This is a genomic window from Treponema lecithinolyticum ATCC 700332 (genome assembly GCA_000468055.1).
Lineage (GTDB): Bacteria > Spirochaetota > Spirochaetia > Treponematales > Treponemataceae > Treponema_C > Treponema_C lecithinolyticum.
Genome location: KI260569.1, coordinates 382,810 through 407,868 on the forward strand (window position 1 = coordinate 382,810; position 25,059 = coordinate 407,868).

21 protein-coding genes and 1 pseudogene are annotated in these 25,059 nt (G+C 46.9%); 13 read left to right on the plus strand and 9 right to left on the minus strand.

The genetic code is table 11. The annotated features are described in order from the left end of the window. Positions 1-13: 13 nt before the first annotated feature. On the minus strand, positions 14-868 hold the full coding sequence (locus tag HMPREF9193_RS09855; RefSeq protein ID WP_021687991.1) for an aldo/keto reductase: 855 nt from the start codon (positions 866-868) through the stop codon (positions 14-16). 8 nt (positions 869-876) lie between these two features. After that, a complete protein-coding gene (locus HMPREF9193_RS09860; protein ID WP_021687992.1) occupies positions 877-2,226 on the minus strand; it encodes a glycine--tRNA ligase in 1,350 nt (449 codons plus the stop codon). 139 nt (positions 2,227-2,365) lie between these two features. On the opposite strand from HMPREF9193_RS09860, the gene HMPREF9193_RS09865 reads away from it, so the two are divergent. The 8 genes from HMPREF9193_RS09865 to HMPREF9193_RS09900 all read left to right on the plus strand — a co-directional run bounded on the left by HMPREF9193_RS09865 (position 2,366) and on the right by HMPREF9193_RS09900 (position 11,226). After that, the gene (locus HMPREF9193_RS09865) at positions 2,366-3,130 is read left to right on the plus strand and encodes a nucleotide-binding protein (RefSeq protein ID WP_021687993.1); all 765 of its coding nucleotides are present in this window, start codon (positions 2,366-2,368) and stop codon (positions 3,128-3,130) included. Continuing rightward, entirely contained in the window at positions 3,120-4,376 is a 1,257-nt protein-coding gene (locus HMPREF9193_RS09870) for a nitrogenase component 1 (RefSeq protein WP_040848109.1), read from the plus strand. The genes HMPREF9193_RS09865 and HMPREF9193_RS09870 overlap by 11 nt, the downstream gene beginning before the upstream one ends. Next, positions 4,373-5,587: a nitrogenase component 1 gene (locus tag HMPREF9193_RS09875; protein ID WP_021687995.1), complete on the plus strand. Its 1,215-nt coding sequence runs from the start codon at positions 4,373-4,375 to the stop codon at positions 5,585-5,587. Before HMPREF9193_RS09870 ends, HMPREF9193_RS09875 begins: the two co-directional genes overlap by 4 nt. A 58-nt stretch (positions 5,588-5,645) precedes the next feature. Continuing rightward, on the plus strand, positions 5,646-6,761 hold the full coding sequence (locus HMPREF9193_RS09880) for an ABC transporter substrate-binding protein (RefSeq protein WP_021687996.1): 1,116 nt from the start codon (positions 5,646-5,648) through the stop codon (positions 6,759-6,761). Then, positions 6,758-7,783 carry a FecCD family ABC transporter permease gene (locus HMPREF9193_RS09885; RefSeq protein ID WP_021687997.1) on the plus strand — a complete coding sequence of 342 codons (1,026 nt, stop codon included), beginning with the start codon at positions 6,758-6,760 and terminating at the stop codon, positions 7,781-7,783. Before HMPREF9193_RS09880 ends, HMPREF9193_RS09885 begins: the two co-directional genes overlap by 4 nt. Then, the gene (locus HMPREF9193_RS09890; protein ID WP_021687998.1) at positions 7,780-8,583 is read left to right on the plus strand and encodes an ABC transporter ATP-binding protein; all 804 of its coding nucleotides are present in this window, start codon (positions 7,780-7,782) and stop codon (positions 8,581-8,583) included. The genes HMPREF9193_RS09885 and HMPREF9193_RS09890 overlap by 4 nt, the downstream gene beginning before the upstream one ends. Before the next feature lie 94 nt (positions 8,584-8,677). Continuing rightward, positions 8,678-10,366: a ribulokinase gene (locus tag HMPREF9193_RS09895; RefSeq protein WP_021687999.1), complete on the plus strand. Its 1,689-nt coding sequence runs from the start codon at positions 8,678-8,680 to the stop codon at positions 10,364-10,366. A gap of 68 nt (positions 10,367-10,434) precedes the next feature. Beyond that, positions 10,435-11,226, plus strand: a complete 792-nt coding sequence (locus HMPREF9193_RS09900; RefSeq protein ID WP_021688000.1) for a class II aldolase/adducin family protein — start codon at positions 10,435-10,437, stop codon at positions 11,224-11,226. Between the two features lie 2 nt (positions 11,227-11,228). On the opposite strand, the gene HMPREF9193_RS09905 is transcribed toward HMPREF9193_RS09900, so the two are convergent. After that, complete coding sequence (locus tag HMPREF9193_RS09905) at positions 11,229-12,161, minus strand: riboflavin kinase (RefSeq protein WP_021688001.1); 933 nt, start codon at positions 12,159-12,161, stop codon at positions 11,229-11,231. Between the two features lie 142 nt (positions 12,162-12,303). Between HMPREF9193_RS09905 and HMPREF9193_RS09910 the strand changes: the two genes are divergently transcribed. Next, the gene (locus HMPREF9193_RS09910) at positions 12,304-13,191 is read left to right on the plus strand and encodes a DUF4349 domain-containing protein (protein ID WP_040848111.1); all 888 of its coding nucleotides are present in this window, start codon (positions 12,304-12,306) and stop codon (positions 13,189-13,191) included. Positions 13,192-13,201: 10 nt separating this feature from the next. Here the strand turns inward: HMPREF9193_RS09910 and gltX are convergent, their stop codons facing one another. Further along, positions 13,202-14,824 (minus strand): glutamate--tRNA ligase, encoded by a 1,623-nt coding sequence (gltX, locus tag HMPREF9193_RS09915; protein WP_021688003.1) that lies wholly within the window; start codon positions 14,822-14,824, stop codon positions 13,202-13,204. Between the two features lie 168 nt (positions 14,825-14,992). Then, a complete protein-coding gene (locus tag HMPREF9193_RS09920; RefSeq protein WP_021688004.1) occupies positions 14,993-15,547 on the minus strand; it encodes a hypothetical protein in 555 nt (184 codons plus the stop codon). Positions 15,548-15,723: 176 nt separating this feature from the next. Between HMPREF9193_RS09920 and HMPREF9193_RS09925 the strand changes: the two genes are divergently transcribed. The 4 genes from HMPREF9193_RS09925 to HMPREF9193_RS09940 all read left to right on the plus strand — a co-directional run bounded on the left by HMPREF9193_RS09925 (position 15,724) and on the right by HMPREF9193_RS09940 (position 19,288). Further along, positions 15,724-16,779, plus strand: coding sequence for an NAD(P)-dependent alcohol dehydrogenase (locus tag HMPREF9193_RS09925; protein WP_040848113.1), 1,056 nt, complete (start codon positions 15,724-15,726; stop codon positions 16,777-16,779). 121 nt (positions 16,780-16,900) lie between these two features. After that, positions 16,901-17,848 (plus strand): CobW family GTP-binding protein, encoded by a 948-nt coding sequence (locus HMPREF9193_RS09930; RefSeq protein ID WP_021688007.1) that lies wholly within the window; start codon positions 16,901-16,903, stop codon positions 17,846-17,848. Positions 17,849-17,947: 99 nt separating this feature from the next. Then, positions 17,948-18,703: a PdaC/RsiV family protein gene (locus tag HMPREF9193_RS09935; protein WP_040848115.1), complete on the plus strand. Its 756-nt coding sequence runs from the start codon at positions 17,948-17,950 to the stop codon at positions 18,701-18,703. 66 nt (positions 18,704-18,769) lie between these two features. Beyond that, positions 18,770-19,288 (plus strand): nitroreductase family protein, encoded by a 519-nt coding sequence (locus HMPREF9193_RS09940; RefSeq protein WP_021688009.1) that lies wholly within the window; start codon positions 18,770-18,772, stop codon positions 19,286-19,288. Between the two features lie 198 nt (positions 19,289-19,486). On the opposite strand, the gene HMPREF9193_RS09945 is transcribed toward HMPREF9193_RS09940, so the two are convergent. The 4 genes and pseudogenes from HMPREF9193_RS09945 to HMPREF9193_RS09960 form a co-directional block, all read right to left on the minus strand. Continuing rightward, positions 19,487-20,302, minus strand: a complete 816-nt coding sequence (locus HMPREF9193_RS09945) for a pseudouridine synthase (RefSeq protein WP_021688010.1) — start codon at positions 20,300-20,302, stop codon at positions 19,487-19,489. 15 nt (positions 20,303-20,317) lie between these two features. After that, complete coding sequence (locus HMPREF9193_RS09950; RefSeq protein ID WP_021688011.1) at positions 20,318-21,688, minus strand: citrate/2-methylcitrate synthase; 1,371 nt, start codon at positions 21,686-21,688, stop codon at positions 20,318-20,320. A gap of 61 nt (positions 21,689-21,749) precedes the next feature. Further along, entirely contained in the window at positions 21,750-22,805 is a 1,056-nt protein-coding gene (locus tag HMPREF9193_RS09955) for a ribonucleotide-diphosphate reductase subunit beta (protein WP_371440106.1), read from the minus strand. A gap of 49 nt (positions 22,806-22,854) precedes the next feature. After that, positions 22,855-25,059 (minus strand): annotated as a pseudogene (locus HMPREF9193_RS09960) (ribonucleoside-diphosphate reductase subunit alpha); the annotation flags it as partial.

The following is a 25,059-nucleotide window of genomic DNA, read 5'->3' on the forward strand; positions in this document are numbered from 1 at the left end:
CGCTTTACCCGCTTTACTGCCGCAAACGCCGGCGTTCGCAGTCAAGATCTTGTAAAAACTGCTCATCTATAACCGGTGAGCGCTCGGCAAAATATAAAAGTTGATCCAACTCTTCTTCCCGTTGAATACCCCATACGGGTACCGCATTTTCGTAGCAGTGCATAAAGCCGACTGCAAGCGGAATATTTTTTATAAGACCGCCTGCAAGCGGCTGCGAAGCGATAAAACCCGTATCGTATTTTTGACACAATTTGGCAAGCAAAAGACACTCGTCGGCAATTAAAAAATTAAAAGGAAACTGTACCGTTTCGTACAAACCGCACGATGCCGCTTCGCACGCACGATCGTAATTATCCGTAGAAAAACCTATGTGCCGAACCGTTCCATTTTCACGCATAGTATGCAGCGCATCATACAAACCGTCTTTGCCGTCCGGATACGGCACAAAGCCGCCGTCTTGAATTTGATACAAATCCGCATAATCGGTTTGCATCATTGCAAGGTTATACCGTACATCCTGTTCCAAAGCGGACGTTATATCAACGCTTATGCCGAACGTACCGTTTGTGCCGCTTGCACCGTTTACAATACTTGCCCCTCTTTCCCGCAGCGTTTTTTTTACACAAAATGAAAAAGCAAAAATAACGGCGCTTCGTATTTCGGAAAATACGTTCGGCGTAAAAGAATTTTCCGCTAAAAGCGGCGCTATATCAAAAAAATTAATGCCGCCTTCGTACGCTTTTTTCAAAAGAAAAGCCGCGTTTTTTTCGCTTACCAAAGCACCGCGAACGGCAGTTTGTAAACCTTCGGTGCCGAAAGAGGTTTTACTGACAACTAAATCCGTTTTTCCAAGCCGTATATATTCCATGCGGAACTTTATGCTTTTCGCCGGTAATTTTTTATCTCGCTGCGAATCCGTTCCGCCAAAGCGGCACGGGGCACGCGCACTTGTTCCATCGAATCGCGGAAACGCAGCGTTACGCTCTTGTCTTCTTTGGTGTCGTAATCGACCGTAACGCAAAAGGGCGTTCCGGCTTCATCCTGACGGCGGTAGCGCTTTCCGATGGCGCCGGCTTGATCGTAGTCGGTAACAAAGTCTTCTTTTAATTCATCGCGAATTTCCTGAGCGATTTCGGCCAAGCCGTCCTTTTTCATAAGCGGCAAAACGGCAACGGTAATCGGAGCGATTTTCGGGTGAAAGTGCAGGACGGTTCTCCAATCGTCATCGTTACCCTTATCGGCAACCTTTTCTTCTTCGTACGAATCGCACAAAAACATCAACACGTTGCGCGTAAGGCCGGCGGACGTTTCGATGATATACGGAATGTAGCGTTCGTTGCCGTTATCCTGATCGATGTACTGCATATCCTTGCCCGAAAATTCGGTATGACGCTTCAAATCGAAATCGGTTCGGTTATGAACGCCTTCCAATTCCTGAAAGCCCATCGGAAACTCGTATTCGATGTCGTACGCGTCTTTTGCGTAGTGAGCGAGTTTTTCGTGATGGTACCAGCGCAGTTTTTCCGTGCGCACGCCGTATTTTTTATAAAATTCCCACCGCTGATTCCGCCAATATTCAAAAAATTTATCGTCGTCGCCGGGCTTTACGAAAAACTGCATTTCCATCTGCTCGAATTCGCAAGTGCGGAAGATAAAGTTTTTTGTTACGATTTCGTTGCGGAATGCTTTGCCGACTTGGGCGATGCCGAACGGAATTTTCATGCGGTTTGACTGAATGATGTTTTTATAGTTGACGTAAATACCTTGAGCGGTTTCGGGACGAAGGTATACGACGCTTGCAGTATCTTCGGCAGGCCCGATGTGCGTTTTAAACATCAGGTTGAATTCGCGCGGCTCGGTTAATTCGCCACCGCAGGCGGGACATTTTTTTTCGGCGAGCGCTTTTTGATCCATCGTATCGGCGCGGTAGCGCATTTTGCATTTTTTGCAATCGACCAGCGGATCGGAAAAGTTCGCCACGTGGCCGGAAGCTTCCCACACGCGCGGATGCATAAGGATCGCCGCGTCCAGCCCGACGATATTGTCGTGCAGCTGGGTCATTTCTTTCCACCACGCATTTTGTATATTCTTTTTCAGCTCGATGCCTAAGGGACCGTAATCCCATGCGCCGGCTTGCCCGCCGTAAATTTCGGACGACTGAAACACAAAGCCGCGCCTTTTGCACAAACTGACTATCTTTTCCATCGAAATCGCATGATCTTCCATAAAAACTCCTGTAAAGGTTTGACATTGAGTATACCACAGACAACGCGTCCATGTACAGTATGCGCTTTGTTGACATTCACCGTTCAATCCGATATATTGTTGAAAAAAAGTTATATAAGACTAAGATTTTTTTAGGAGCATGAACGTGCGGAAAATCGCAGTGTACGGAAAAGGCGGCATCGGAAAGTCAACTACGGTTTCAAATCTGTCGGCTGCGTTGAGCAAAAAAGGGTATAAGATTATGCAAATCGGCTGCGACCCCAAAGCCGATTCGACGCGCAACCTTGTCGGCGGAAAAAAGATTCCCACCGTGCTGGATCTGTTAAAAGAGCGTAAAAACATTACGCTTGACGATATCGTGTTCGAAGGTTTTAACGGCGTATTGTGTGTGGAATCCGGCGGGCCAACGCCGGGCATCGGCTGTGCGGGTCGCGGCATTATTACGGCCTTCGATACGCTCGAAGATTTGGGCGCGTACGAAACGTATAAGCCCGATATCGTTTTGTACGATGTTTTGGGCGATGTCGTATGCGGCGGCTTTGCGATGCCCATACGGGAAGGTTATGCGCGCGACGTGCTTATCGTAACCTCGGGCGAAATGATGTCGCTATATGCGGCGGACAATATTTTGCGCGCAATACAGAATTTTTCAAGCAGGGGATACGCACGGTGCGCGGGTCTTATTTTAAACAAGCGCAATATAGAAAATGAAGACGATATCGTACAGCGCGCGGCAAAGGAAATGAACACGGTTATTTTAAAAACAATGCCACGAAGTCCTACGGTTCAAGATGCCGAAAAGCTGGGGAAAACCGTTGCCGAAGCCTTCCCCGATTCGGTTATGGGAAAAGAATACGACGATTTAAGCGCCGTCGTTTTAAAGGTTACCGAAGATGTGCTGTAATCATTTTGAAAACACACTGCACTACACTTCGCCCGCAACGGGCGGCTGGGGTTTGGTCAGAATCTGTATGCAGCTTCCCGAATCGTACCAGCTTTTTGTGTGCCCCGCCGCTTGCGGACGCCACGGCGCTTTGGGGGCCTACCAGCAGCATTTAAAAGAGCGATTGTCGTATTTGTACGTAGACCAAAGCGACATCGTCAACGGCTATGACGATTTGATTGTGCAGGCGTGCGGTGAATTGCTCGACGCTTTGGACACAAAGCCCAAAGTTCTTATGATTGTCGTAAGCTGCATAGACGACCTGCTCGGTACAAACCATCAGGCGATTGTCGATGAATTGGAAATCGCGCACCCCGACGTCCGTTTCGTATTTGCGCACATGAACCCTATTTCGCTTGACAGCAAACGTCCGCCGATAATAACCGCGCTCGATGCAATGTACAGTCTGCTCGAATACAATCCGCACAAACTCAATACCGTCAATTTAGTCGGCTGTTTTGCGGACCTCGAAAAAACCTGCGAACTGTACGCGTTTTTTAAAAGCATCGGAATCGGGCGCGTCATTCATATAAGCGAAACAAAAGATTTTACCGATTACAAGAAAATGGAACAAAGCAAACTGAACCTTTTGATTTCGCCTGCGGGAAAGCTCGCGTGCGAAAATATGAAAAAAAAGGCTCAAATTCCGTATCTACAGGAATTCGTTACGTATGATATGGACGAAATCGAAAATCAATATAAAAGAATTGCGGCTTTTTTCGGCCTTACCGAAATTCCGTTTGACTTTGCCCCGTACAAAGAAAAAGCCCTGCAAGCAGTAAAACGGGCAAAAGAAAAGATCGGTTCGATGCCCGTTATCGTTGACGATTCGTGTACGAAAACGCCGTTTGCATTAAGCAAGGTTTTACTGAACTTCGGATTCAACGTTGTACGGATTTTTGCCGAACAGTGCATCGCTTTGGATAAGCAAGCTTACGCCGACGTAACGTCGGCCTGCCCGGAGATCGAAATCCTGCAGCCCCAGCATCCGGACATTTTAAAGTTCGATAAACGTATGCCGGACAGTTTGGCGCTCGGATTCCAATCGGGCTATATTTCCGCTTCGGAATATGTTGTGAATTGGGTAAACGACGACGGGCTTTTCGGCTACGACGGGATTCGCCGGCTTATGGATATGATGGTAAGCGCCCTCGACGAAAAAGCCGATTTGGAACGCATGATAAAGGAGTACGGGCTGGTCATATGAAAAACTTGAGTATTTGGCTTCCGCCCTTTTCGCCCGATTATTCGGGAGCGGCTTCGGTTATGTTCGATTTTAACGCGCTTACCGCCATGCACGATGCGGCCGGCTGCACGGGCAATTACACCGGCTACGACGAGCCCCGCTGGTATAATTCGGAGCGCAATATTTTTTGCTCCGGCTTGCGCGAAATAGACGCCGTTTTGGGCAACGACAAGGTTTTAACCGACAAGATGATTGCCGCCGCAAAAAGTCTTAAACCGGAACTGCTCGCGCTCATCGGAACGCCCGTGCCCATGCTTATCGGCACCGACTTAAAAGGTCTTGCCAAAGAACTGGAAGCCGAATCAGGCCTTCCGGCAATCGGGATCGAAACGACGGGAACCGCGTATTACGACAAGGGTATTTTTTGGGCATGGAAGGAATTAATCGATAAATTTGCCGACCTTGACAGCGAAAAAAACGGCGGCTCATCCGCATCGAAAAAATGCGTAAACATAATCGGCGCAAACCCGATAGACTTTGTGCGCAGCGAAAATATCGAAAGTTTAAAAAGGCTTTTGACACAAGCCGGCTTTACCGTAAATTTTTGTGCGATGGAAAAGCTGACGGTGCAAAACGTACAAATGCTGGGCCGCGCGCAGGCAAACATCGCCGTATCGCAAGCGGGGTTTTTAATTGCCGACTACCTGTATAAAAAAGGCGGCATGCCCTACATTGCAGGGTATCCTGTCGGTGAACGTGAATGCGGGCCTTTTGTGCAAAAACTCGAAGGCGTTTCCAGCCGAAAGGAAAATTGCGTGTGGGGTGCGGAAAGCGGACGGACGGAAAGCGAACAAGCGAGCGTACTGTGCCTCGGCGAACAGATTTTTTGCAATTCGCTGCGCTGCGCCCTCAAGCGGCAGTACGGTATTGGAGGTATATGCGTCGGCACAATATTCGGCTTGCACAAAGAAGCGGCGCAAACAGACGATACGGCTTTGCGCGACGAATCGGAAATAAAAGCGCACATAAACAAAGCGGAATTTAAAGCAGTTATCGGAGACCCGTTTTTTAAAAATCTTTTAAAAAAGAGCGAACAGACGGCTTTTATCGAAGTGCCGCATTTCGGCGTTTCGAGCAAATTCCATAGAAAAGACGCACCGTATTTTATAGGCGAAGGAGGTAATGCGTTTTTACAAATAATAGGCGAACAAGTGAACCGGGCGCTGCAGTAGAATCCGCACGATCCGAATATACACAGTTACAATTTTTCAAGCAATAAGAGGAGTAATTATGAAAAAATCGATTATAATCACGGCTTCGGCCGTTGCGGCAATAGCCGCAATTTTGTGCTTAAGCACTTCATGCAAGGCAAAACAAAATGCAAAAGCCGAACCGGCTTTTAGAACGGTCATCGACCATAACGGTGAAACGGCTGAAATTCCGAATAAAATAAACAAAATCGTTATCCATCAGCTTTTACCGTTGCCTTCGGTATTGTGCGTATTTGACGGTTCAGCGGACCGCCTGATCGGCATTCCGCCCGCGTCCATGACTGCGGCGCGCGGCTCTTTGCTCGAAAAAACCTTTCCGCGCATAACGACCCTTTCGACCGAATTTACAAACGGCAGCGATTTGAACATCGAAGCGTTGCTGAGTTTGGAACCGGATGTTGTATTCCACGGCGCAGGTCCCGAAGTAAGCAAACGATTGCGCGATGCGGGTATCCGTACGGTCGGATTCAGCGCGCGAAAATTCAACTACGATTGTATTGTAACGTTCGAAAAATGGATTGAGCTTTTGGGGCAAACGCTCGACAAAGAAGATAAAGCGGCCGGCATCGGCGAATACGGCCGCAAAGTGTACAACGACATTCAATCCCGTTTGGCAAAGGTTGAAGAAAAAGATAAGCCCCGCGCAATGATTTTATTCAACTACAACGACAGCGCGCTTACCGTTTCGGGCAGCAATTTTTTCGGCCAATACTGGCTTACTTCAACGGGTGCCGTGAACGTCGCCCAGGATTTAAGCGGAGTCGCCCCCGTAAATATGGAACAGATTATCCAGTGGGATCCGGACATCATTTATATTACGAACTTCAGTCCGCGCATGCCCGAAGACTTAATCGAAAACAAAGTTGCCGGCCACGATTGGAGCCAAATAAAAGCGGTAAAAAATAAAAAAGTGTACAAATTTCCGCTGGGCATGTACCGCTGGTTCCCGCCCGCATCGGAAGTTCCCCTTGTGCTCCAATGGCTTGCAAAACACAACCAGCCGGAAATCTTTAAAGATTTGGATATGAATGCGGAAACGAAAAAATTCTACCAAAAATTTTATCAGCTGAACATCGACGATGAAGACATCCGCACAATTTACAATCCTTCAAGGGAAGCCGGTAAATACAGATGACAAACGAGCGCCGAAAATTTTATTTCGGATTATTGATACTGACTGTTCTCTTTATACTGACGGCTCTGCTGTGCTTGAACATCGGCCGGTACCATGTGCCTTTGCGCAAAATGATTTCGGTGCTCGTCAACTTCCGCGACAGCATGATAAACGAACCGAAACTGTATTCGGTTGTGTTTAAAATAAGGCTGCCGCGTATCTTGCTTGCGGCCTTTGTCGGAGCGGGTCTTTCGATTGCGGGTGCTTCTTTTCAAGCGCTTTTTTCGAACCCGCTGGCCACTCCCGATACCTTGGGAGTGGCTTCCGGCGCCTCGTTCGGCGCGGTTGTCGCCCTGCTTTTTTCGCTGAACGCCTTATTCGTTCAGCTGTTCGCATTGGTTATGGGAATCGCTGCGCTTTTTTTAACCTACATCATCGGCAATTCAAACGGCAAAAACGGCGTAAAAAGCGGCATCATTATGATTATTTTGGCCGGTATGGCCGTTTCGTCGCTGTTTCAGGCAGCCGTTTCCTTGGCAAAATATCTTGCCGATACCGAAGAAATATTGCCGGCAATCACCTTTTGGCTGATGGGAAGCATGGCGAGTGCAAAATACGGCACGCTCGTAATCGGCCTGCCCTTTATCGCAGTCGGCATGATTTTGCTCTGGAGCGTGCGCTGGCGCCTGAACATTTTAAGCTTCAGCGAAGACGAAGCGCGTTCTTTGGGTGTAAACGTAAAAGCCGTGCGGCTCATTACCATGTTCGCCTCGACGCTTATAACCGCTTCGGCGGTTTCGATGTGCGGACAAGTCGGCTGGGTCGGCTTATTAGTGCCGCATATCGCCAGAATGCTGTTCGGCAATAACAACAGCTATGTCGTTCCCGCAAGCATCGGCTTGGGCGCCGTATTGATGATTTTAATCGACACCGCCGCAAGGAGCCTTATCAGCTCGGAAATTCCGGTTTCGATTTTAACGGCCGCCTTGGGCGCGCCGCTGTTTATCTTTCTTTTAAAAAAGACGGGAGGAATACGCACATGATTCTTCAAGTTGAACACGGATATTTTTCATACAATCCCAAACGGTATATCATAGACGATATCTGCTTTACATTGAATCAGGGTGAAGTGCTGTCCGTGCTCGGACCGAACGGGGTCGGAAAAACGACGCTTCTAAAATGCGTCATGGGCTTGCTCAAATGGAACAAGGGCAGAACGCTGCTCGACGGAAAAGACATACGGGAATATTCCGTTAAGGACTTTTGGAGCAATATCGCATACGTTCCGCAGGCAAAACAATCGACTTTTTCGTACAATGCGCTCGAAATGGTTATGTTCGGCCGTTCGGCGCATTTGGGATTTTTCCGCCAGCCGACGGAAGAAGACCGCGAAAAAGCCCTTGCCTGTATGGAAGAAATCGGCGTCGCTTTTTTGCAAAACAAATTGTGTAACGAAATGAGCGGCGGAGAACTGCAAATGGTGCTCATAGCGCGCGCGCTTGCGGCCGAACCGAAGATACTGATTTTGGACGAGCCCGAATCGAATTTGGACTTTAAAAATCAACTGACCGTTTTGGATACGATAAAAAATTTATCGCGCACAAAAAACATAAGCGTTATCGTCAATACCCACTACCCCGACCATGCGCTGCAAATTTCCGACAGCGCGGTTATTCTAAAACAAAACGGCGAATGCTTATACGGAACAAGCCGCTCGATTATCAGCGAAGAAAACCTTATCGACGCTTTTAACGTCAAAGTGCGCCTGCGCGATGTGGACATAGAGCAATCGGTATACACCTGCGTTATTCCGGTTGCCGTACTGCAAAAAGCGGCCGTTTGAAAAACGCAAACTGGTAGTTTTTTTTATCCATGCTCTTTCTTGCTTTTATTCCGCTTATGATTTAGTATATACGTAATTCAAAGCGGAGGGTTGTATGAATAAAAACGAGCATTTTGTGTTGGGAGCCGACTTCGGTTCTGATTCCGTGAGGGTTGTTGTTTTGGATGCCGCCGACGGAAGCGTGCAAGGTTCCGATGTGCGCTTTTTTGAGCGCTGGAAAAAGGGTTTGTACTGCGACCCGAAAGAAAACCGTTTCCGCCAGCACCCGCTCGATTATATAGAAAGTTTTACTGCAGCGGTAAAAGCAGCCGTAAAAGAAGCCGAATCGAAAAACAAACGAGCCGCCGAACTTATTTGCGCCGTCTGCATGGACACCACCGGCTCCACTCCTGCGCTCACGGACAAAAACGGCATGCCGCTTGCTTTGCTGCCGGAATTTGCCGAAGATCCGGATGCAATGTTTATTTTATGGAAAGACCATACTGCCGTTGCCGAAGCGGACGAAATAAATGCGCTGTGCAAAAATTGGGGCGGCAAAGACTATACACGCTATTCGGGCGGAACGTATTCTTCCGAATGGTTTTGGTCAAAACTGCTGCATACGATACGCAAAAACAAAAAGGTAAAAAAAGCCGCTTTTTGTGCGGTTGAACACTGCGATTGGATGACCGCTTTACTGTGCGGAAAAGCCGCGCCGGACAAAATAAAGCGCAGCCGCTGCGCCGCGGGGCATAAATGCATGTGGCATAAAAGCTGGGGCGGCTATCCTTCAAAAGAATTTTTATCGCAGCTTGAACCCAAGCTGGCACAAATTGCCTCGCTGTTGGGCAGCAAAACATGGACAACCGAAGAACAACAGGGAAAATTGACAAAAGAATGGGCTGACAAACTGGGTTTACAAGCGGATATTCCCGTGTGTATCGGCGCCTACGATGCGCATATCGGTGCCGTAGGAGGAGGAGTTGCCGAAGGCGTTATGGTAAAAAGTATCGGTACTTCCACTTGCGATATAATTATCGGACATAGCGAAAGAACAAAAGAAAAATGCATTCCCGGCATTTGCGGACAAGTGGACGGTTCGGTTATCAGCGGCAAAATCGGATACGAAGCAGGACAATCATCTTACGGCGATTATTACCGCTGGTTCCGTGATTTACTGCTGTGGCCGCTTAAAAACGGCGCAGGTAAAGCTCTGCTCGGTTGCGAACCGAGCGAAGCGGAATGCGAAGCTTACGAAAAAAAGATTCTTCCCGAACTGGAAAAAGCCTGCGCCGGTATTTCTCCTTACGCAACTTCTCCCGTCGCCTTGGATTGGATTAACGGGCGGCGCACTCCGCATGCAAACCAAAATCTTAGCGCGTGGATGAGCGGCATAAGGCTCGGAACCGACGCACCGGCTTTTATGCGTATGCTGTTGGAAGCGACGGCTTTCGGCTCGCGCGCGATTATCGAATGCTTCGAAAAAAACGGCATTAAAATAGAAAAAATTATTGCCGTCGGCGGCGTCGCGCGCAAAAGTAGTGTCGGCATGCAGATTTTGGCCGATGTTACGAAACGCACAATTCAAGTAACCGAAAGCGACTTGTCGCCTTCCATCGGAGCGGCAGTGTTTGCCGCTACAGCTGCAGGTTTATATCCGAATGTGGAAGAAGCGCAAAAAAAATTAGCCCCGGGCATAGACCGGATTTACAAACCGAATCCGAAAACCGCCGCGGTATACGAATCGCTTTACAAAAAATATCTGCAGCTGGGCGCCTTTGCCGAAAAGCAGCTGAAAAGCTAAAAGTCCCGGCAATACCGAAAAAAAATTGTGCGGCTGCACGGGAATAGAGAAACAAAAGGAAAACAATAATGTACACCGACTTAAAAGAACAGGCGTGGCGGGCTAATATGGAAATCCCTGCACGGAATTTGGCTATTTATACCTGGGGAAACGTTTCTGCGCTGGATCCGGATAAAGCGGTTTTTGCAATTAAACCGTCGGGAGTTCCCTACGACCTTTTAAAAGCCGAAGACATCGTTGTCGTCGATTTGGACGGAAAAACCGTAGACGGAAAGCTGAACCCGTCTTCCGACACGCCGACTCACGCGCAGTTATACCGCTATTTTTTGCAAACGCACAGCGCAATTTGCGGCATAACGCACACGCATTCGCCCTATGCAACTTCATGGGCGCAAGCGTGCCGCTCGGTTCCGCTTTTAGGCACCACCCATGCCGACCACGGCTTCCGGCCGGTTCCCTGCACGCCCTATCTTTCCGAAAAAGCCGTACAAACAGCCTATGAAAAAGAAACCGGCCTATTGATAATCGAAACGCTTAAAAATCCGTCAATCGCCTGCCCCGTCGCTTTGCCGCACAAACTGCACGGCTGCAAAGAAAAAGGCGCTTGCTTTGACGAAGCGCTGAATCCCGCCGAATGCCAAATGGTTCTGGTCGGCGGGCACGGCCCGTTTACGTGGGGAACGGACGCCGAAAAGTCGGTGTACAACGCCGCAGTCCTTGAAGAAATTGCAAAAATGGCGTGGATTTGCATGACAGTCAATCCCGGCTTTGCTCCCCTTCCCGACTACGTCATTCAAAAGCATTACGACAGAAAGCACGGAAAAAACGCCTATTACGGACAAGCGTCAAAAAACCGCTGAAATTATAACGGCGGCAAATCGTGTCCAGTCAAGACTGTCCGCGCGGCGACGATATCTTTTTGAACTTGCTTTTGCACTTCGGCAAGTCCGTTCAGTTTCATAATACCGCGGATAAACGCGCACACGTACAGTTCTATTTTTTTGCCGTAAATATCACGCGAAAAATCGAGCAATAAAGTTTCGGTGCTGATATTTGTATCGTTATCGACGGAAGGACGCCGCCCTACATGCGTAAGGCCTTTAAACACCTCACCGTCGATGCGCGTAAGCGTTGCGTATACGCCTTCGGGCGGCTTTTTTTTATTCGGTGCAAGTCCCAAATTCGCCGTGGGCATGCCGACCGTTCTGCCGAGCCCTTTGCCGTGCAGTACTTTTCCGGCCATCATATACGGTAGGCCGCACAAACGCGAAAAAGCATCGAAGTCGCCCCGTTCAAAGGCCGCATCCAGCATCAGCATGGAAATAGCACCGGCGTTTTTACTCTTACCGCAAGCAGCGGTGCTTTCGAAAACTTCTTCGCACATCACAATCGGAATGCCGAGCTCTTGCGCCGCTTTTCGGATGGCCAGCTGCGCGCACTGTGCGAGGGCGCCATCCGCGCAATCGTCTTTGTTTCCCCGACAATCGCCGCACACAATGCGGGACGCTCCCGTTTTTTTTATAAGAGCGGCCGGATCGGACTTTTCTTTTTCACTGCAGGAAATCAACACATCGAGGCCGCTGTTTTTCAGCAGAAAGGCCTTTTCTTCTTCGGTCGTATATACAAAAGTCCCTTCGGGCGGCACAAAACTTACGAGGACGGAAGGCCGGCCTCTTTTTTGTGCCTCCCGCACAAGCGTTTGCACAAGGTTTCGATGCCCCTTATGCATTCCGTCAAAGTGCCCGAACGCGGCACATGCGTTATCCGTTTTTTCAATTTGATATAGGTGTTTCATTTCGGTTTATTGTTCATCATAACGGAAACGGAGCAATTATATCAATGCTTTCACCGCACCGTCCTTCACTTATTGTACAATCAACTCTTTTTCAGTTATACTTGACCGTAACCGATTCGCATAAATGAATAAGGAGAACTCCATGCCGAACACCAAACCGTTTTTTACCGCCGCAGCTTTAACCGCGGTTTTGCTCGCCGCTGCCGTTTTTATTTCATGCGGCGGAAAAAGCGCCTTGTACGAAGATACCTATGAAGCCGGCTCTGCCCGCGCCCCGGCGGAAATGAAAATGAGCGCCGACAACTACGAAGAACAAGTTCCCGCGGACACGGCTCAAAGCGGGCGCAAATTAATAAAGACCGGCAGCCTGTATTTTAAAGTGAACGATATTGCACAAACCGAAATCGCCGTTGCAAAATGGTGCGCCCTTTACGGAGGCTATGTCGAATCGTCCTTTAACGACGAAAATAGCGGAAGTGCGGCGGTCCGCATTCCGAGTGCGCGTTTTGAACAGGCGATGGAGTCCGCCGGAAGCATCGGCACACTGGAATCGAAAAGCGTATCCGCCGAAGACGTTTCGGAGCGGTACTACGATTTGCAAACCAGACTCGAAACGCGCAAACTTATGCGCAGCCGCCTGCAAACCTATCTTTCGCAGGCAAAAAATATGGAAGACATGCTGAAAATCGAGCATGAATTGAATTCCGTTATCGCCGACATCGAATCGATGGAAGGAAAAATGAAGCGGCTTTCTTCGCAAATCGACTATTCCCGAATCGAAATAAGCTATCATCTGCCGTTCAGAGCGACTTCTTCGGGCGGTTTTGAATGGCCCGATATGGGCGAAGCATTCAGGCGCTTCGCGTCGAATATCGTCGATTTTTTCGCCGGCCTTCTTACCGTCCTGCTTTATATTGTAATTTGCGGAGCGCCCCTTGTCGGAATCGCCGCTCTTTTATACTGGCTGCTGTTCGGCAAAATCGGACTGCTAAAAAAACTGTTCCGCCTATTAAACGGCAAGGGGAAATAGGGAATTCCCGCTAAAACTTTTTCAGGGCGTTTTGCACGCGCGCGCAGGCTTTGTCGGCGCCTAAAATCAAAATGGAGCCGATAAGCGGCGGCGATACCTTTGAGCCGGTTACCGCCATGCGGATGGGCATCATAAAATCGCCGAGTTTTACGCCGAGCTTTTCGGCATAGGAGCGCGCAAGATTTTCCTGCGCTTCGTGGTCGAAAGCGGCTTCATTCGGTTCATTTTTTGCAGTACGCGTGCGCTCATCCAGTTCGCGGATAAAGTTCAGCGCTTCGGTAAGCACCGCCTTTGTTTGCGCGGCATCCAAGCGTTTGGGGATTATATCGTCGATATTCGGCGCTTCAACCTTTTTAAACAAAAAGCCGACCGTTTCCGCAGCTTCGGTTAAAAAATGCAGCCGCTCTTTTATAAGGGGCATCACTTCCATAAGCTTTGCCCGAATATCCGTATCGCTTAAAACTTCGGCACCCGCATCGATTTCTTTTTGCGCAACACGGAGCGTGCCGTCATCGGCTAACACAAGTCCGGAATATTCGGGACCGACTTTTGGAGCCGGAAATTCTTCGGAAGCTTGAATGGGAATTGCCGCATCGCCGGTTCCGGTAATAAACGGAAGTACGCGCTTAAAAAGTTCTTCGTCGCTCATCATGCGCATGTATTGACCGTTAAACCATTCCAGTTTTTTATAATCGAACACCGCGCCGGCCTTATTCAAGTGCTCCATTTTAAACAGCTTTTCCAAATCTTTAAGCGGAAAAATGTCGCGGCCCTCTTCGTACGAGCAGCCGAGCATGGCAACGTAGTTTACCAGCGCTTCGGGAATATAGCCGCGTGCGCGGAATTCGTTTACGCTAGTCGCGCCGTGGCGCTTGGAAAGCTTTTGTCCGTCGGCACCGTTTACCATCGGCAAATGGCAAAACTGCGGCGGCTCCCAGCCGAAGGCGCGGTACATTTGCACGTGAAGCGGCGTTGACGGAATCCATTCCTGAGCGCGCATAACGTGCGTTATGTTCATAAAATGATCGTCGACAATATTCGCCAAATGATAGGTGGGGAACCCGTCGGTTTTGAGCAATACCGGATCGGGGCTGATGTCTTCGTTTTTCCATTCGATGTCGCCCAAAAGCGCATCGTGAAAACGGGTAACGCCCTCAAGCGGAACTTTTAAGCGGATAACATAAGGTTTGCCGGATGCCAAATTGGCTTGCACTTCTTCGTCGGTTAAGTGGCGGCAATTGCGGTCGTAGCCGGGAGGCATTTTGTTTTTTGTTTGAATCGCGCGAATGCGATTCAGTCTGTCTTCGTCGCAAAAGCAATAGTAGGCTTCGCCTTTTTTTACCAATTCTTCGGCATATTTTTTATATAAATCGAAGCGTTCGGACTGCACATACGGACCGCAGGGGCCGCCCTTACTCCCGCCCTCGTCCCAGTCGATTCCGAGCCATTCAAGGGTATCGTAGAGATTTTTAACGTACTCTTCGCCGTAGCGGGTACGGTCGGTATCTTCAATACGCAAAACGAATTTGCCGCCTTTCGAGCGGGCAAAAAGATAATTAAAAAGGGCGGTTCTCACACCGCCTATGTGCTGCATTCCCGTCGGCGACGGGGCATAACGAACCTTAACTTCCATGCAAAACATTGTAGTATTTTTTACGCCCTTGTGCAAGGCAACGTATTTGACTGACAACACATCGGCAGTTTTGCATGGACTCACATTAAATCCAACCGAAAAAAAAGACTGCCTCAAAAGTCGGTTACTTTTTCGACAGTCTCGCAGTAAACTTACAAAAGATGTCCGTCAATGCAGGACATAAATCTTTTCGGTAACTTTGATTTTACCGGCATTCACTGCCGACAATTCAAACTCCGAATAACTTTGCGTACCCCCGGGTGCAGGAGCGACAGGACAATCATCCGAATGTACGAATTTTCCGCCGGCAGCTTCAGTCCATGTTCCGCTAACTTTATATTTTGTCCATTTCGGAAACTCGATACCCTGTACTTCAAGCTTGTCCGCTTCAATTTTCAAACTGTAATTTTTCAGTTTGTTTATCGCTTCGGTTACAACAGCTTCCATTTGTGCAGGCGGGGTGGAAAGTTTGGGCTGGATATATATTATTGCCCGCTCACGGATTCCGGCTGCATCGGTTTTCCAACTTTCACCGTCTTTTGTGATGTCATAGCTGAGCGTATACACCCAGTATTTTCCCTCAACGTCGTGATGACGCAAAAAGGCAACATTCTTAATGACATTATCGATGTCTTTTTCCAAATCCTGACAGCCGCCCAACATAAACAACAGGGCGCAAGCTGCAGCACAACAACCTAAAACACGTTTTTTATATGATTTCATAGTACCTCCGAGCGTATAACAACTTATACATAACTGCGTTACAGTTTTTTTATATATTTGCACTTATTTTTTACTGCTTACCTGCTTTTTACGGCAGATTATTTTTATTGCCAAAACAACAATTTCCTTATATAATGTCGCCGATATACTTAAAAAAATACATTAAGGAGGCTAGTATGAAAGGATTTGCAATGCTTAAAATCGGGGAAACGGGATGGATAGAAAAAGAAAAACCCGTATGCGGTCCGATGGATGCGATTTGTAAACCGCTTGCACTCAGTCCGTGTACGTCGGACGTTCACACGGTATGGGAAGGAGCTATCGGCGACCGGCATAATATGATTTTGGGACACGAAGGCTGTGGCGAAGTCGTAGAAGTCGGCTCATTGGTTAAAGATTTTAAACCCGGCGATAAAGTTTTAGTTCCCGCAATTACTCCTGATTGGAATTCGCTTGAAGCCCAAGGCGGTTATTCCATGCACTCAGGCGGTATGCTTGCCGGCTGGAAATTTTCCAACTTTAAAGACGGTGTGTTCGGCGAATTCTTCCATGTAAACGATGCGGACGGAAACCTCGCCCACCTTCCTGAAGGTATTAAAATAGAACACGCTCCCATGCTTTCCGATATGGTTCCTACCGGTTTTCATGGAGCCGAACTTGCCGACGTTCAGTACGGCGATTCGGTAGTGGTTATCGGAATCGGTCCTGTCGGTCTTATGTCGGTTGCAGGAGCAAACTTGCGTGGCGCATCGCGGATTTACGCGGTAGGAAGCCGTCCTGCTTGTGTGGAAGCTGCAAAGTTTTACGGCGCTACCGATATCATTAACTATAAAAATGGTCCTATCGACAAACAAGTATTGGATTTAACGCACGGCAAAGGCGTCGATAAAGTTATTATCGCAGGCGGCACGGTCGACACGTTTGACGAAGCCGTAAAAGCTTTAAAAGCGGGCGGAAAAATAGGAAACGTTAACTATTTGGGTTCCGGTGTTTCGGTAAAAATTCCGCGCGTCGAATGGGGTGTCGGTATGGGACACAAACAAATCAACGGCGGTCTTATGCCCGGCGGAAGACTGCGCATGGAAAAATTGGGCAGCCTCGTTGCAGTCGGCAAACTCGACCTTTCAAAATTGATTACGCATAAATTCAACGGTTTTGAAAACGTCGAAAAAGCACTCTTTTTAATGAAAGACAAACCTGCCGACTTAATTAAACCGGTTGTCATTATCTAAAAATAATAACAAAAAAAAGAACACGGGGCAGCCATAAAGCGCTTCGGTATGGCAATATCAGCTGTCTTTAAAAGCCCCGTGCACTTTACCCTAACCGAACGGGTTGAGTATAACATTTTCTATGAACATTTTGATTGTCTCCGGCTTTTTGGGCGCCGGTAAAACAACTTTTATTCAAAAACTTTCCGAAAAAACCGGCAAACAATTCGCCGTTATGGAAAACGAATACGGCGAACAGGGAATAGACGGCAGCCTTTTGGAACAAAACCGCTTAAAAGTATGGGAATTAACCGAAGGCTGTATTTGCTGTTCGCTTAAATCTGATTTTGCCATGTCGGTTTTAACGATTGCAAATAGCACAAATCCGGAGTATTTAATAGTAGAGCCGACAGGAGTCGGTCTTTTAAGTTCAGTTATCGCCAATTTGGCTAAAATCGAATACGAGCGCATACGGCTTTTGCAGCCCGTAACCATAGTCGATATTAACTGCATAGACAGCTATTTAAAAACCTTCGGCGAATTTTATGCGGATCAAATTAAAAACGCACCGACGATTCTATTGTCCAAAACCGAAAATTCAAACGGCACCGATATCAAAAAAGCCGTGCACACGCTTAAGTCTATAAACCCGAGCGTTTTGATAACAACGTATGAACAAACCGACGCGCATTGGTGGAACTCATTGCTCGATATCGAAAAAAGTGCTTTCAAAAGTGCCGGTAAAAATACACCTGACGCTTTAAGCGCGCAATATGCCGGCAGTGCAAATACGTCAAACGCTGTTGCTTCCGCTACTCCCGATTTACAAACGCTCAGCATTAGCGATATACAGATACAATCAATAGAAGAATTGATAACCGCTCTTTGCGTACTGATAGAAGGGCGCTTCGGACGCATATACCGCCTTAAAGGTTTTGTAAACATAAACGGTCAGTGGGCAAAATTCGACATAGTAGACAAGCGCTACAATATCGAAACATGCGCAGCGATGAAAAAAGCGAAAATGACCGCTATCGGTACCAACTTGGACAGCCAAGCCCTGTATACATTGTTCGGTACCCCCTTATAAAACCTAGCATATATAGGGTCTCAGTAACCTTATACGCATTCCGTTGTTTTAAACCGATTCGGCAAATACCGATTTTAAAAATCTCTAGAGGAGTATTCCATGAACAAAACAATTTTATCGTGCGCCGCAGTATGTGTGTGCTTGTCCTTTGTGCTTTCGTCTTGCGTTACGCAAAAATCTTCCGTCCCCGGAAAAATAAAAAACGAAACAGTGCTTGAAATTCAAACGGTCCCCGAAGAAAAAACAACCGAACGTTATTATTCTTCAATAGAAATACCGAATTTTCCTACCCAAGCTGAATTCAGCGAAATAATCAAACAAACTGTTCAAAAAAGGTTTGCCGAATTCGACGCAGCCTCCGAAGCAAATTACCAAGCACGTCAAGATTCCGGTGCTGTAAAAAAAGCAAACGCACAACCGCTTCATTCTTTTTATGTAAATTGGGAAGCAGGAGAACTTTCCGATACGCTGATAAGCATAAAATTGGAAACCTATGCGTATATAGGCGGGGCAAACGGCATGAACTACATAGACACATTGAACTGGCTGGTACCGCAAAAAAAATTGGTACAAAGCGAAGACATTCCCGAACTGCTGGGTTTGCATTACACACAGCAACAGTGGCTGGAATACCTTTCTATAAATACGCGCGGAATTTTGGAAACAAAATTAAACAAAGCAAAAGAGCCGTCTTTATCCGAATTTATTGCAGCAGGTACTGCACCGGAAAAAGAAAATTTTAAAAACATTACAGTACAAGGTAAAAACATAACCGTGTGGTTTGAAAAATACCAAGTTGCACCCGGTTCGGAAGGAATTGTTTTTGCAACGCTGAATACTGCAAAGTTACGCTAAATACCTTAACGGTGTTTATCATCTGCAGCGCAGACGGGTGAGTGCCGTTTTTACCGGAGAGGATTTATGGATTTTTTTGAAGCGATAAAAAAACGTTACAGTTACCGCGGCACTTTTACGGATAAAACGGTCAGCGAAGAGGTTATGAACAAAATACTCGATGCCGGCATCCGGGCTCCGTCTGGTTGCAATGCACAAACCACGTCTTTTATCGCGGTAACTGATAAAACTTTGTTAAACGAAATTGCATCCGTTATCGATAAACCGGTAGTAAAAACGGCGCCGCTTATTATCGCCGTCGTAACCGAAAAAAAGACTGTGTTCGACGACGTGTCTTTTGAAATAGAAGATTATGCAGCAGCCGTAGAAAATATGCTTTTAGCGGCAACCGCTTTGGGCTGCGCTTCGCTGTGGCTCGACGGCTACACCCGCAGAGGAACAAATAGTACACAGCTGGCAAAACTGCTACGCGTTCCCGCTCACTTAACGGTGCGTACAATACTTCCTATCGGGTATCCGGCAGAACAGGGAAAACAAAACGAACGTTTTCCTTTTGCACAGCGGGTACATCTGAATTTTTATTAATATTTTAACCGATTACGGTTACCGCGCTGTAACCATTTTACGGCGCAGCTGTTTACCTTGTGTATTGCATGAGCAAACAAACAGCAATAAGCAGTAATTGCATACCGTTATGACAGCCAACACTCATACGGTAACGACATTTTCTGCATCCTCCTCCTCTCCTTTTGCCCGCTTCGGAAGTTTTCCGAAGCGGGTTTTTTATACTTTTTCAGTATCCGTGATGCCGGCTTCCAAAAACAATGTTTGTTTTTCTTTTTCGGTTAACTCGCGCCAGCATCCGGTTTTAAGCGTGCTGTCGAGCTGTAAGCTGCCGATAGCAGTACGCTTTAAAAACACCACTTCATTGCCCATAGCGGCAAACATCCGCTTTACTTGATGATATTTTCCTTCAAAAATACTAAGCATACAAAATGCTGTACGAGCGCTATCGGCATCGGCAGCAGCTTGTGCTTCGTTAAGCCAGCGCAAACGTGCACTGCGGGCGACAAACCCTCTTTCGCCGCTTTCAGGCGGAACGCTTATTCCTTTTTCAAAACTGCGGACATACAGCTTAGGATCGCTGGGCACATCACGCAGGCGGACAAAATAAGTTTTTGCAATACTTTGTTTCGGCGAAATAATACGGTGCGTCAACTGTCCGTCGCTTGTACACAACAGCAGTCCTTCCGTGTCGGCATCGAGCCTGCCTGCAATGTGCAGTTTTCCGCCTAAAAAGCGGCGCCGGTATTTTTCATCCAATAAAGATAGCACTGAAGGATAGGCACCGTCGCACGAAGAACACAAGGTATTTTGCGGTTTGTTAATCATTATGTATACGTTCGATACTATCGTTATTTTTTGACCGTCTACGCTTATGCAGTCTTTTTCGCTGTCAACGACGGCATCTGCTTTGGTGCATACACAGCCGTTAACCTGCACTTTTGCCGAGCGCAGCAGTTTTTTTACAGTGCTTCTTGTTCCAAAATCGTGACGCGCAAGCAGTTTATCAAGACGCATAAAACAAGTTTTTTCCATAAAAACACCGGAAAACTAACCGCGTTTTGACATGGGAATATAGCTGCGCTCGCTCATAACGCTTTGGTAAGCGGGACGGTATATACGACCGCCGGAAACGATTTCTTCTATGCGGTGTGCAGACCAGCCGGCGACACGACTTACGGCAAAAATGGGAGTAAACAGTTCGCGCGGAATATTGAGCATAGAATAAACAAATCCCGAATAAAAATCGACATTTGAACAAATTTGTTTAATCGTGCCTTTTTCTTGCTCGAATACGGAAGGAGAAAGTTTTTCTATAAGCCGGTATAAACCGTATTCTTCCATACAGTTTTTTTCTTTTGCCAATTCTTTTGCCTTTTTACTCAAAAGAACCGCGCGCGGATCGGAAACGGTATATACGGCATGCCCTTGTCCGTAAATAAGACCGCTGCCGTCGCCGGCTTCTTTTCGGATAATCTTTTTCAAATATGCCCCTACTTCTTTTTCCGACGACCAATCCTTTACGTGTTTTTTTATATCGTCCATCATTTCCATAACTTTGCAATTTGCCCCGCCGTGACGCCTGCCTTTAAGAGAGCCTATTGCCGCCGCAACTGCCGAGTAAGTGTCCGTATCGGCAGACGAAACAACGTGTATACTCAAAGAAGAATTGTTTCCTCCGCCGTGTTCTGCGTGTAAAATTAAAGATAAATCCAAAATATCGGCTTCCAGCTTGGTGTATTTTTTTGCCGGACGGATCAAGCGCAGCAAATTTTCTGCCGTAGACAGCTCCGGTTTGGGATTATGAATATACATACTTTTGCCGTCGTAATAGCGGCGTTTTGCCTGATATGCGTATGCGGCAAGAGTGGGAAAGCGTGCGATTAATTCTATACATTGGCGTAAATTATTTGCAGCACACGTATTTTCCGGATCTTCGTCATAAGAATAAGAAGCCAAAACGCCGCGCGCCATTTTATTCATAATATCGTTTGACGGCGCTTTCATAATCATGTCTTCGGTAAAGTGTTCGGGAAGCGTACGCTTGGAACCTAAGAATAAACGAAAGTCATCCAAGTCTTTGCGCGTGGGAAGCTCTCCGAACAACAGTAAATACACGGTTTGTTCGTATGCAAATTCGTTTTGTTTTTCCGCATCACTAATTAAATCTTCTATATTATAACCGCGGTAAATCAGTTTTCCGGGAATGGGCGTTTTTTTTCCGTTTACCATTTCGTAGCCGACGACATCGCCTACCCGCGTAAGCCCTACCAAAACACCGCGCCCATCGGCATAGCGCAAGCCGCGTTTTACATCATATTTTTGATACAATCCCTGATCTATGGGGTCGTTTTGTTCGGCTAAAAACGAAAGTTTTTGTAAAAAATCACGCTCGGCATTTTGTTTTCGCTTATCGGACACTTTTCAACCTCTCGGCTAAAAGTATACAGGAAACGGAAAGTTTTATGCAATCACAAACCGCTTATAAATCGTCGACCAGTGCAGCGGATTTTGCATATGCGGTTGACTTTGCTTCAAAAAAATCCGTTTTTATAAGATTGGCATTGCTGTATTGATTTATCCATTCGGTTTGCTGCGGCTGCTCGGAAAAGCCTTCGTACACGGGTTCAAAGTGCAAATCGGTACAACGCAAGTTTGCAAGATACTTTATATAGGAGCTTATCATATCTTTGCTTAAACCGTTTAATTTATCTCCGATAACGTAGTGCCCCCACTTTATCTCTTGCTCGGCACCCTCTTTTATCATTGCGCGGTATTCGTCAACTAAAGCCGGTGTAAACAATTCGCTTTCTTCTTTTTGCAATTCTTGCAAGATAGAACGGAACAGCCACAAGTGGGTATTTTCGTCTCTGTTGATATAGCGTATTTCCTGTACGGAACCGCTCATTTTGCCGTTTCGTCCCAAATTATAAAAGAACATAAAACCCGAGTAAAAATAAATGCCTTCCAAAATATAGTTTGCCACGGCAGTACGGACAAGCGTATACGGCGTTTGCTCTTTTTGAAATTCGTTATACAAACCGCCGATAAAAGAATTGCGCGCTAAAAGGTGTTCGTCGTTTTTCCATTGATACAATATGTCGTTGCGCTCGGCAGGATTGCAAATACTGTCCAGCATATAGCCGTAACTTTGCGAGTGTACCGATTCTTGAAAAGTTTGAATTGCCAAGCACAAGTTTACTTCGTTTGCGGTAATGTATTCGCTTATCGACGGCAAATTTGCAGTTTGAATGCTGTCTAAAAATACTAAAAACGAAAGGATTTTATCGTATGCCGTGCGCTCATCTTTGGACAACAAGCGGTATTCGCGTATGTCGTTTTGCAAATTGATTTCTTCAGGTATCCAAAAGTTGTTCATCGCTTGACGGTACCACGCACTTGTCCACGAATATTTGATGTTGTTAAAGTCGTTTAAATTGGTGGTGTTTCCTCCAATCATGCGGCGTTTAACCAGTTCGGTATCGCCTTGTGCGTTAAAAAGCGCTTTGCGTGAAAGCGCACGTTTTATATCTTTTATGCCGCCGTTTTTATCCACGGTATTCTCCTTTTTTTTAAATCCTGTACGTTCAGCCCGAACAGGATTCACATTCTTCCACTTCCAAAGATTTGGAACGCACATAGTAAATTGTTTTTACGCCCTGCTCCCATGCGCTTATGTACAAATTCATCACTTGGCGCATAGTGAAAGTGTTTGTAATATAAAGATTTACCGATTGAGCTTGATCTATATGACGCTGGCGTACGGCAGCTGCCCGTATGGACCACGTTTGATCTATGGTGTGAGCGCTTTTATACAGCCAAAAAGTATGTGCATTTAAACCGGGTGCGGTACGCGGCATAATGCTGCCTTTTTTTTCTTCCAAATAATAACGGCTCATAATGGGGTCTACCCCGGCGCTTGTTCCGGCGATTACGGATGTGGAACTGGTCGGCGCTATTGCCATAATGTATGCATTGCGCATAGCATGGGAAGCGGCTTTTTTTACCGTTTCCCATTCGCCGTCGGTATAGCCGCGTTTTTCAAAATAAGAGCCTGTTTGCCAATCGGAACCTTCAAAAAAAGCATAGCTGCCCTTTTCCGCTCCGAGCGCAGCACTTGTGCGCACTGCCGCTTTATTGATACGTTCAAATAAAGCATCTGCAAACTCAAGGTGCTTTTCGCTTTCCCAAGCTATGCCGCGTTTTGCCAAAACGTGGTGGTATCCGCTTGTTCCCAAACCTATGGAACGGTAACGCTTATTGGTAATCCGGGCATATTCTACCGGGTAATAGTTCAAATCGATTACATTGTCCAATGCACGCACGGCACTTTCGGTAACATATTCCAATTCGCATTCGTCGTCCAAATCGATATTACCCAACACCAGTGAAGCCAAATTGCACACAACAAAGTCTCCCGGCTTGGTAATTTCCGCAATTACCGTATCTCCGTTTTCGTCGGTGCTTTGGCGCCGTATAAATTGCACAGGGCTCATATTTTGAGCTATTTCGGTACATAAGTTAGAACAGTAAATAATACCTTTATGCGGATTAGGGTTTAAGCGGTTTACGGTATCGCGGTAAAAAGCAAAGGGGGTTCCGGTTTCCACCGCCGATTTTAAAATAAGACGGATTAATTCTTTAATCGGAACGGTACGCTTGCTTATGCTGTTATCGTTAACACAATCGATATAGCGTTTTTCCCATTCTTCGCCGTAAAAATCTTCAAGCGCGTAGCTTTTTATGCTTAGCACTTCGTGCGGGCACAGCAAATGCCAATCGGCATCAATATTGTCCCTCGCCGTTTTCCAAAACAAATCGGGATAACACACTGCCGGAAATACGTCGTGTGCTTTCATGCGGTCGTCGCCGTTGTTTGTCCGCAGTTGTAAAAATTCGGGGATGTCTTTGTGCCACACATCCAAATACACGGCGACCGAGCCTTGTCTGACGCCCAATTGATCGACGGCGACGGCAGTATCGTTTGCAAGCTTTATCCAGCGGATAATACCGCCGGCAGCGCCGTCAAAACCGCGGATTGCCGAACCGGAAGCGCGCACTTTACCGAAATATAAGCCCATACCGCCGCCGAATTTCGATACTTTGGCAAAGCTGTCTATCGAACGGTAAATACCGTCCAAAGAATCGGGTACGGTATCTATAAAACACGAAGAAAGCTGGTGATAGGGTTTGCGCGCATTTGCCAAGGTAGGCGTTGCAACGGTTACTTGCAGTTTGCTCAGCATATCGTAAAAACGCAATACCCATTGGCTTTTGTTTTTTTGTTCGTTAAGCGCCAAATGCATGGCGATTCCCATAAACATTTCTTGCGGAGTTTCGAGCACTTGATTTTCCCGAGTGCGGATAACATAACGGCGCAAAAGCAAATTCAGTGCACTGTAAGTAAATAAAGTGTTGCGGTTTTCGCTGCCGGTTTCGTACCGCTGCAGCGCGCGCTCAAATTCGGCTATTTCTTTTTCGCTATAATTTTCCAAAATGTACGCGCCGTACAGTCCCTGGTCAGTTAAATAGGTAAGTTTTTGATAAAAGCCGTTTATGGCAAGTTTTTCCATTGTGTTGTTCAGCGTATATTTAAAGCGCACCGTTAACAAGCGCGCTGCGATATATTCCCAATCGGGTGCTTGCTGCGAGGTCATTTCTGCTGCCGTTCGGATAAGTGTATCCAAAACCGTTTCGGCATTTGCTTGTCCCTTTTGTGCAACAAGGTATTTATCGTACAAAAGCTCAAGCGGATATACGTCTTGAGAAAAATCATTTTCTATAGATTGCAA

Coding starts and splice junctions, on each gene's coding strand:
- HMPREF9193_RS09855 (WP_021687991.1), bottom strand. CDS start 868: ATGGAATATATACGGCTTGGAAAAACGGATTTAGTTGTCAGTAAAACC.
- HMPREF9193_RS09860 (WP_021687992.1), bottom strand. CDS start 2,226: ATGGAAGATCATGCGATTTCGATGGAAAAGATAGTCAGTTTGTGCAAA.
- HMPREF9193_RS09865 (WP_021687993.1), top strand. CDS start 2,366: ATGAACGTGCGGAAAATCGCAGTGTACGGAAAAGGCGGCATCGGAAAG.
- HMPREF9193_RS09870 (WP_040848109.1), top strand. CDS start 3,120: ATGTGCTGTAATCATTTTGAAAACACACTGCACTACACTTCGCCCGCA.
- HMPREF9193_RS09875 (WP_021687995.1), top strand. CDS start 4,373: ATGAAAAACTTGAGTATTTGGCTTCCGCCCTTTTCGCCCGATTATTCG.
- HMPREF9193_RS09880 (WP_021687996.1), top strand. CDS start 5,646: ATGAAAAAATCGATTATAATCACGGCTTCGGCCGTTGCGGCAATAGCC.
- HMPREF9193_RS09885 (WP_021687997.1), top strand. CDS start 6,758: ATGACAAACGAGCGCCGAAAATTTTATTTCGGATTATTGATACTGACT.
- HMPREF9193_RS09890 (WP_021687998.1), top strand. CDS start 7,780: ATGATTCTTCAAGTTGAACACGGATATTTTTCATACAATCCCAAACGG.
- HMPREF9193_RS09895 (WP_021687999.1), top strand. CDS start 8,678: ATGAATAAAAACGAGCATTTTGTGTTGGGAGCCGACTTCGGTTCTGAT.
- HMPREF9193_RS09900 (WP_021688000.1), top strand. CDS start 10,435: ATGTACACCGACTTAAAAGAACAGGCGTGGCGGGCTAATATGGAAATC.
- HMPREF9193_RS09905 (WP_021688001.1), bottom strand. CDS start 12,161: ATGAAACACCTATATCAAATTGAAAAAACGGATAACGCATGTGCCGCG.
- HMPREF9193_RS09910 (WP_040848111.1), top strand. CDS start 12,304: ATGCCGAACACCAAACCGTTTTTTACCGCCGCAGCTTTAACCGCGGTT.
- gltX (WP_021688003.1), bottom strand. CDS start 14,824: ATGGAAGTTAAGGTTCGTTATGCCCCGTCGCCGACGGGAATGCAGCAC.
- HMPREF9193_RS09920 (WP_021688004.1), bottom strand. CDS start 15,547: ATGAAATCATATAAAAAACGTGTTTTAGGTTGTTGTGCTGCAGCTTGC.
- HMPREF9193_RS09925 (WP_040848113.1), top strand. CDS start 15,724: ATGAAAGGATTTGCAATGCTTAAAATCGGGGAAACGGGATGGATAGAA.
- HMPREF9193_RS09930 (WP_021688007.1), top strand. CDS start 16,901: ATGAACATTTTGATTGTCTCCGGCTTTTTGGGCGCCGGTAAAACAACT.
- HMPREF9193_RS09935 (WP_040848115.1), top strand. CDS start 17,948: ATGAACAAAACAATTTTATCGTGCGCCGCAGTATGTGTGTGCTTGTCC.
- HMPREF9193_RS09940 (WP_021688009.1), top strand. CDS start 18,770: ATGGATTTTTTTGAAGCGATAAAAAAACGTTACAGTTACCGCGGCACT.
- HMPREF9193_RS09945 (WP_021688010.1), bottom strand. CDS start 20,302: ATGGAAAAAACTTGTTTTATGCGTCTTGATAAACTGCTTGCGCGTCAC.